At 64.2% G+C, this 6616-nt stretch carries 8 protein-coding genes and 1 other RNA gene; 4 read left to right on the forward strand and 5 right to left on the reverse strand.

Features of this window, described 5'->3' with window-relative positions:
* The 3 genes from ACXJ7R_RS21480 to ffs form a co-directional block, all read right to left on the reverse strand.
* Positions 1–162: YbaB/EbfC family nucleoid-associated protein (locus ACXJ7R_RS21480; RefSeq protein ID WP_457153611.1), on the reverse strand; the 162-nt coding region annotated here is incomplete at its 3' end.
* Positions 163–193: 31 nt separating this feature from the next.
* On the reverse strand, positions 194–1996 hold the full coding sequence (locus ACXJ7R_RS21485; protein ID WP_457153606.1) for a DNA polymerase III subunit gamma/tau: 1803 nt from the start codon (positions 1994–1996) through the stop codon (positions 194–196).
* Between the two features lie 105 nt (positions 1997–2101).
* An RNA gene (gene ffs / locus ACXJ7R_RS21490) (signal recognition particle sRNA small type) lies at positions 2102–2198 on the reverse strand.
* Positions 2199–2352: 154 nt separating this feature from the next.
* Here ffs and ACXJ7R_RS21495 point away from each other — a divergent pair.
* From ACXJ7R_RS21495 to ACXJ7R_RS21505, 3 genes are read left to right on the forward strand one after another with little or no spacing between them, the layout of a single operon-like run.
* Positions 2353–2772 (forward strand): HIT family protein, encoded by a 420-nt coding sequence (locus tag ACXJ7R_RS21495; protein ID WP_184877469.1) that lies wholly within the window; start codon positions 2353–2355, stop codon positions 2770–2772.
* Between the two features lie 37 nt (positions 2773–2809).
* Positions 2810–3754: an NAD(+) diphosphatase gene (gene nudC / locus ACXJ7R_RS21500; RefSeq protein ID WP_457153607.1), complete on the forward strand. Its 945-nt coding sequence runs from the start codon at positions 2810–2812 to the stop codon at positions 3752–3754.
* Positions 3755–3791: 37 nt separating this feature from the next.
* Positions 3792–4097, forward strand: a complete 306-nt coding sequence (locus tag ACXJ7R_RS21505) for a Dabb family protein (RefSeq protein ID WP_457153608.1) — start codon at positions 3792–3794, stop codon at positions 4095–4097.
* On the opposite strand, the gene ACXJ7R_RS21510 is transcribed toward ACXJ7R_RS21505, so the two are convergent.
* Positions 4094–4957: a prephenate dehydratase gene (locus tag ACXJ7R_RS21510; RefSeq protein ID WP_457153609.1), complete on the reverse strand. Its 864-nt coding sequence runs from the start codon at positions 4955–4957 to the stop codon at positions 4094–4096. The two genes, ACXJ7R_RS21505 and ACXJ7R_RS21510, sit on opposite strands and share 4 nt — an antisense overlap.
* A 43-nt stretch (positions 4958–5000) precedes the next feature.
* Positions 5001–5729 (reverse strand): 3-deoxy-manno-octulosonate cytidylyltransferase, encoded by a 729-nt coding sequence (locus tag ACXJ7R_RS21515; RefSeq protein WP_095082492.1) that lies wholly within the window; start codon positions 5727–5729, stop codon positions 5001–5003.
* 193 nt (positions 5730–5922) lie between these two features.
* On the opposite strand from ACXJ7R_RS21515, the gene ACXJ7R_RS21520 reads away from it, so the two are divergent.
* On the forward strand, positions 5923–6616 hold a 694-nt coding region (locus ACXJ7R_RS21520; protein WP_457153610.1), incomplete at its 3' end, for a c-type cytochrome.

A 6616-nucleotide genomic window follows, 5' to 3' on the forward strand; every position in this document is an offset into this window, starting at 1 on the left:
GATCTTCAGCGACTTCATCTCGAATTTTCCGGTCAGCGTCACGTTGACCAGGCCGCCGCCGGCCTGGCCGGATGCTTCCAGCGTGGCGATCTCGTCCTGCATGGCCTGGAACTTGGCCTGCATTTCCTTCGCCTTGCCCATCAGGCCGAGAAGATCTTTCATGGTCGCGTCCTTTGCGGATTCGTGGCTCTTGTCAGGTTTCGTCGTCGTCCGCTGGCGGCTCGACCGGCACTTCGGCCTCGGTCGTATCGGCTTCCGGCGAGTCGGGAATGCGCACGTCGATGATCTTGGCGCCGGGGAACCGCGCCAGAATGGCGGCGACCGTAGGATCGCTCTTGGCATCGAGGAAGGCGGTCTCGCGCTTGGTCGATTCCATTTCGGCGAGCGTCTGGCCGCCCTCTTCCTTCGACAGCGAGACCAGCCAGCTGCGGCCGGTCCAGGCGCGCAGTTTCGTCGTCAGGTCGTTGAGCAGCATCTTGGGCGCATCAGCGGTCAGACCGACGTCGATGCGGCCGGGCTCGATGCGAACGAGACGGATACAGCTCTTGACTAGCACCTTGAAGGCGATGTCACGCTGCGCGTCGGCAAGAGCAATGATGTCGGCCAGCGATTTCAGCGGAACCTGCGGCGTCTCCAGGACCGGTTGCGGGGGCGCGACGAAAGCGGCGGGCGCGGGCGTGACCTCGACCAGCCGCATGGTCTGCGCGCCGCCTGGCGCGGATGGCATGCGGGTCTGTGCAACCGCGCTGGCGCTGCCACCATTGCCGGAACCCGTGGGCGCGCCGTTGGGGCGCGACGCGCCATTTGGAACCGGCGCTGAGCCCTCAAGCGATCTCAAGGCCTCGTCCAGGGTCGGCAGGTCGGCGGCGTGGGCCAGCCGGATCAGCACCATCTCGGCGGCGCTCACCGGCCGGTTGGAGGACTGCACCTCCGGGATGCCCTTGAGCAGCATCTGCCAGGTCCGCGACAGCACCCTGACCGACAGCGTCCTGGCGAAATCCGCGCCGCGTTGCCGCTCGTCCTGCGACAGCGCAGCGTCGTCGACGGCCGACGGCACGAAACGCAGCCGGGTGACGAGGTGGTTGAACTCGGCAAGATCGGTGAGCACGGCAGCCGGATCGGCGCCGGTGTCGTACTGTGCGCGGAATTCCCCAAGAGCGGCGGCCACATCACCCTTCATCACATGTTCGAACAGGTCGACGATGCGGGCACGGTCGGCCAGCCCCAGCATCGCCCGCACCGCGTCGGCGCTGACCGAGCCCGCGCCATGGGCGATCGCCTGGTCGAGGATGGAGAGCGAATCACGGGCCGACCCTTCGGCAGCGCGTGCGATCATTGCCAGCGCGTCGTCGTCGACCGAAATGCCTTCCTTGACTGAGATCGAGGAGAGGTGTGCGACCAGCGCGCCGGCATCGATGCGCCTGAGGTCGAAGCGCTGGCAGCGCGACAGGACGGTGATCGGAACCTTGCGGATTTCGGTGGTGGCGAAGATGAATTTGACGTGCGGCGGCGGCTCTTCCAGCGTCTTCAGCAGGCCGTTGAAGGCCTGCGTGGAAAGCATGTGCACTTCGTCGATGATGTAGACCTTGTAGCGGGCCGAGACCGGCGCATAGCGCACGCGCTCGATGATATCCCTGATGTCGTCGATGCCGGTGTGCGAAGCGGCATCCATCTCGATGACGTCGACATGGCGGCCTTCCATGATCGCCTGGCAATGCTCGCCCAGCACGGCAAGGTCGACCGAAGGCTGGTCGACGGTCGGAGTTTTATAGTTCAGGGCCCGCGCCAGTATGCGCGCCGTCGTGGTCTTGCCGACACCGCGCACGCCCGTCAGCATCCAGGCCTGGGCAATGCGGCCGGTGGCAAAGGCGTTGGTGAGGGTGCGCACCATCGGCTCCTGGCCGACCAGCTCGGAGAAGTTCGAAGGACGGTACTTGCGCGCCAGCACCCGATAGGCAGCGGCCTTGTCCGTTCCCGAATTTCCGGCTTCGCTCATTCGCCCGTAAAGCTCCAAAGGGCCACGCCCGAAGGCGGCCTATTTCTGCGCATAGTCTCGCCCGCGCAGCAATGCGTCGTCAATGTCGCGAGAGGAGCCGATGAGGTGGGAGGCTGGAACAATGACCCGTTCCGGGCTCGTTAGGGCTGCTTCCTTCCGGACCTGACCCGGTTGGCGAGTGGATCGTCCACCACCAACCTCCCGCTGTCCATATCGGCAATTCGGCGATGAAATGCAAGTGCGCAGGCGAATCGGCATCACGAACCGCTGGGGATCAATGATTCGCTTGCAGCCCTGTTGCAGCCGCTCTAGCGTTTGTGAGTTTGAGGAAACCAAGAAAAGCAAGGGAAACGCCGATGCTGCCGGGCCTTAAGGCCGGATTCACGCTGGATGCCCGGCTGGAGGCGGACAGCGAACAGTTGATGTGGCTTGGGCTGTGCGAATTGCGGGTGATGAACGACCGGCGCTGGCCATGGCTGCTGCTGGTGCCGCAGCGGCCTGGCGCGGAAGAAATCCACGACATGACGCCGCTCGACCAGGCAATGCTGACCTTCGAGACCAATATGGTGGCGCAGGCGCTGAAGAAGGCAACCGGCTGCACCAAGATCAACACCGGCGCGCTCGGCAACATCGTGCGCCAACTGCACATCCATGTCGTCGCGCGTTCAGAGGGCGATCCCGGCTGGCCAGGCCCGGTGTGGGGACACGGCCTGCGCGAGCCCTATCAGCGTTCCGACCTGCGCCGGTTTGCCCAAACGATAAGGGCGGCGCTATAAGCCTTCCCCGTGTCCATCCCAAAGCATCAGAGTCCGCATGAGCTTCCGCCTGTTTGACGCGCCGCTGCGCGAGCCGAGCCAGTTCGTCGGCTTTGCCGGCAACATCATCGACCGGCAATCCGAAAACCGTGTCGACGATTCCGTCGACAAGGCGCTGGCCGATCCGACGACGCGGCTGCTTCTGATGAATGGCGGCCGGCTCTATCTGAAGCTCGGGGGCAACGGTGGCCTCGACCCCTGGTTCGGCGCCGCCGAGAGCGAGCCGTTCAAGGTTTCCTTCGCCCACGGCGTCCTGCTCGGCTTTTCCGACCTGGGACCCATCTTGGCGATACCGGCCGGCGTCGAGGCCGAACATTTGCCCGAGACCGTCAAGGCGATCGACTACCGCTCGGTCTACATGCAAGGGCTGATCGATGAGGCGGCCGCCGGCGCGATGGCGCAAGGCGCTGCCCTGCTCGCCTGGCATGCAAGCCATCGCTTCTGCAGCAAATGCGGCACCGAATCACAGATGCGGGCCGGCGGCTACAAACGGCATTGCCCAAATTGCGGCACGGAGCACTTTCCGCGCACCGACCCGGTGGCGATCATGCTGACGGCGACGCGGGAGAAATGCCTGCTCGGGCGCGGTCGGCATTTCGGACCGGGTATGTATTCGGCCCTTGCCGGCTTCATCGAACCGGGCGAGACGATCGAAGCCGCGGTGCGCCGCGAAACGCTGGAAGAGGCTGGGATCCGGCTCGGCCGCGTCGTCTATCACGCCAGCCAGCCCTGGCCGTTTCCCTATTCGCTGATGATCGGCTGCTTCGGCGAGCCGCTCAACGACGACATCCAGGCCGACCTCAACGAGCTTGAAGACTGCCGCTGGTTTGCCCGCGACGAGGTGCGCTTGATGCTGACCAGGGAACATCCGGGCGATCTGGTCACGCCACCGAAAGGCGCCATTGCGCATCACCTCATCCGCGCCTGGGTGGACAGCGAGTAATGGCAGCCAATACCGAAAGACATTGCAGGAGCAGAAAATGATCCGTCACACCGTCGTCTTCACGCTGAAGCACCCGCCGCATTCGCTGGAGGAGAAGAGGTTCCTGGTCGACGCCAAGAAAATCCTGTCGGCGATAAAAGGCGTCACGCATTTCGAGCAAATGCGGCAGGTCAGCCCCAAGAACGACTACCGCTTCGGCTTCTCGATGGAGTTCGCCGACCAGGCCGCCTACACCAGATACAACGACCATCCGGACCACGTCGCCTTCGTGCGTGACCGCTGGGTGCCGGAAGTCGAGACCTTCATGGAGATCGACTACGTGCCGCTGGGTGCGGTGATTTAGTCAGCCACCTTCCACTGCTCKCGTGACTCGCTGGCCGGATAGACGCCCAGGATCCGCACCTCGCGGGAGAAGAAGCGAAGCTCGTCCAGCGCCAGCTTGACCAGCGGATCGTCGGGATGGCCCTCGATGTCGGCGTAAAACAGCGTCGCGGTGAACGCCCCCAACTGGTAGCTCTCCAGCTTGGTCATGTTGATGCCGTTGGTGGCGAAACCGCCCATTGCCTTGTAGAGCGCGGCCGGCACGTTGCGGACGCGGAAGATGAATGTCGTCATCATCTTGGTGTCGGCCGATGGACGTTCGGCCCATTGCTTGTTCTTGGTCAGAACGACAAAGCGGGTGACGTTGGAATCGGTGTCCTCGACATTCTCCTCAATGATGTCGAGCCCGTAGAGCTCTGCCGCGAGCGCCGGGGCGAGCGACGCCATGGTGCGGTCCTTGACCTCCGAAACCAGCTTCGCAGAACCCGCCGTGTCGCCGGCGACCACTGGCTTCCAGCCATTCTTGCGGATGTATTTGCGGCACTGGCCAAGCGCGTGGATGTGGCTGTGCACGGTCTTGATCTCGTTGCGTTTGACGCCGGGCAGCACCATCAGCTGGAAATGGATTGGCAGGAAATATTCGCCGACGATGTGCAGCCTTGATTCCGGCAACAGATGGTGGATGTCGGCGACGCGCCCGGCGATGGTGTTCTCGATCGGGATCATGGCGAGGTCGGCCTTGCCCGTCTCGACCGCGTTGAACGCATCCTCGAAGGTTGGGCACGGCAACGGATCCATCGAGGGATAGACGTTGCGGCTGGCGGTGTCGGAATTGGCGCCCGGCTCGCCCTGGAAGGATATTCTGTTGGTCTTTTCAGGCATGCCCAAGTACTCGGTTCAAAGTGTCTCTGTTCGAAGGGATGGTTCAGTGTGAAAGGATGGTTCTGGCGCGTTCGAGGTCTTGCGGCGTGTCGACGCCAAGCGGCAATGAACGCACGATCTCGGCATCGATGCGCATACCGGCTTCCAGTGCCCGCAGCTGTTCCAGCCGTTCGCGCCGTTCGAGCGGCGACGGCTTCAGCGCCACGAAGCGCTCGAGTGCTGCGCGCCGATAGGCGTAGAGGCCGACATGGTGGTACAGCGCGCCCTCGCCCCATGGTGCGGTGGCGCGGGTGAAATAGAGCGCCCTCAGCCTGGTGCCGGAGAGCGGCGAGCCGACGATCTTGACGACGTTGGGATTGGTCTTTTCCTCGTCGCGGACGATCTCGACGCCGAGCGTGGCGATATCCACCGCCCTGTCCTCGAACGGCCTGAGCGACGCGGCGATGATTTCCGGATCGATTGTCGGCAAATCGCCTTGCACATTGACGATCGTTTCGACCTTGCGTTCGGGATCAAGCGCAACCAAGGCCTCGTGGATGCGATCGGAGCCGGATTCGTGATCCATGCGCGTCATCACGGCCTCGAAACCATGCGCGCGCACCGCTTCCGCCACGCTTTGCGTGTCGGTCGCCACCACGACCCGGCCGAGGCCGGCCTCGGCCGCGCGGCGGGCAACATGGACGATCATCGGCGCGCCGGCGATGTCGGCCAGCGGCTTGCCCGGCAGGCGGGTCGAGGCCATGCGGGCCGGGATCAGGATCAGCGTGGACATGCGCGTTGCACGGCGTCTCAAAAGGGGAAGGGAAAAGTGGCAAAAGGTCTCACTGGAAGCGCCCTTATAGGTGTTGCAACGCCGGAGCAAAAGACCTAGTTTCCGCCCGATTTGACCGCCTTAGCAGGGTGGGTCACGATACCGACGGACGGAGTGGACGGATCGGTCCGCCGGAAAAGGGAGCAAGGGGCGTATGGATTCCAACGAAGTCAACAAGCTGCTCGCCGGATTGCTCGGAACTGTTTTCGTGGTCTTCTCGGTTGGCCTTGTGTCCGATGCGCTGTTTGCCTCGCCGGCGCCGGAAAAGCCCGGCTTCGCCATCGAAGCCACCGAGCCCGCCGAAGGCGGCCCGGCCGCTCCGGCTGCCGAAGCCAAGCCGATTGCCGACCTTCTGGCGACCGCCAATGTCGAAGCGGGCGCTGCCGTGTTCAAGAAGTGCCAGGCCTGCCATTCCGGTGAAAAGGGCGGCCCCAACAAGGTCGGCCCCGATCTGTGGGATCTCATCGACCGTCCAGTTGGCGAGCATGAAGGCTTTGCCTATTCGGCCGGCATGAAGGAATTCTCCAAGGGCGGCACCGAGAAGTGGACCTATGACAACATCAACCACTTCATCACCTCGCCGAAGAAATTCGTGAAGGGCACGGCCATGGGCTTTGCCGGCCTGCCCAAGGACGAGGACCGCGCCAACGTCATCGCCTATCTGCGCACGCTGTCCGACAATCCCAAGCCGCTGCCGGCGCCAGGGGCCGCAGCCGACGCAACGGCACCCGCCAAGCCTGCCGAAGCAGCCGCCCCGGCCAAGCCGGCCGAGGGTGCTGCTCCCRCCAAGCCGGCGGCTCCGGCCGCGCCAGCCCCCGCCGCCCCGGCTCCAGCCGCTCCGGCACCGG

Source organism: Mesorhizobium sp. P5_C1 (assembly GCF_054049815.1).

Coding starts and splice junctions, on each gene's coding strand:
- ACXJ7R_RS21485 (WP_457153606.1), bottom strand. CDS start 1,996: ATGAGCGAAGCCGGAAATTCGGGAACGGACAAGGCCGCTGCCTATCGG.
- ACXJ7R_RS21495 (WP_184877469.1), top strand. CDS start 2,353: ATGCTGCCGGGCCTTAAGGCCGGATTCACGCTGGATGCCCGGCTGGAG.
- nudC (WP_457153607.1), top strand. CDS start 2,810: ATGAGCTTCCGCCTGTTTGACGCGCCGCTGCGCGAGCCGAGCCAGTTC.
- ACXJ7R_RS21505 (WP_457153608.1), top strand. CDS start 3,792: ATGATCCGTCACACCGTCGTCTTCACGCTGAAGCACCCGCCGCATTCG.
- ACXJ7R_RS21515 (WP_095082492.1), bottom strand. CDS start 5,729: ATGTCCACGCTGATCCTGATCCCGGCCCGCATGGCCTCGACCCGCCTG.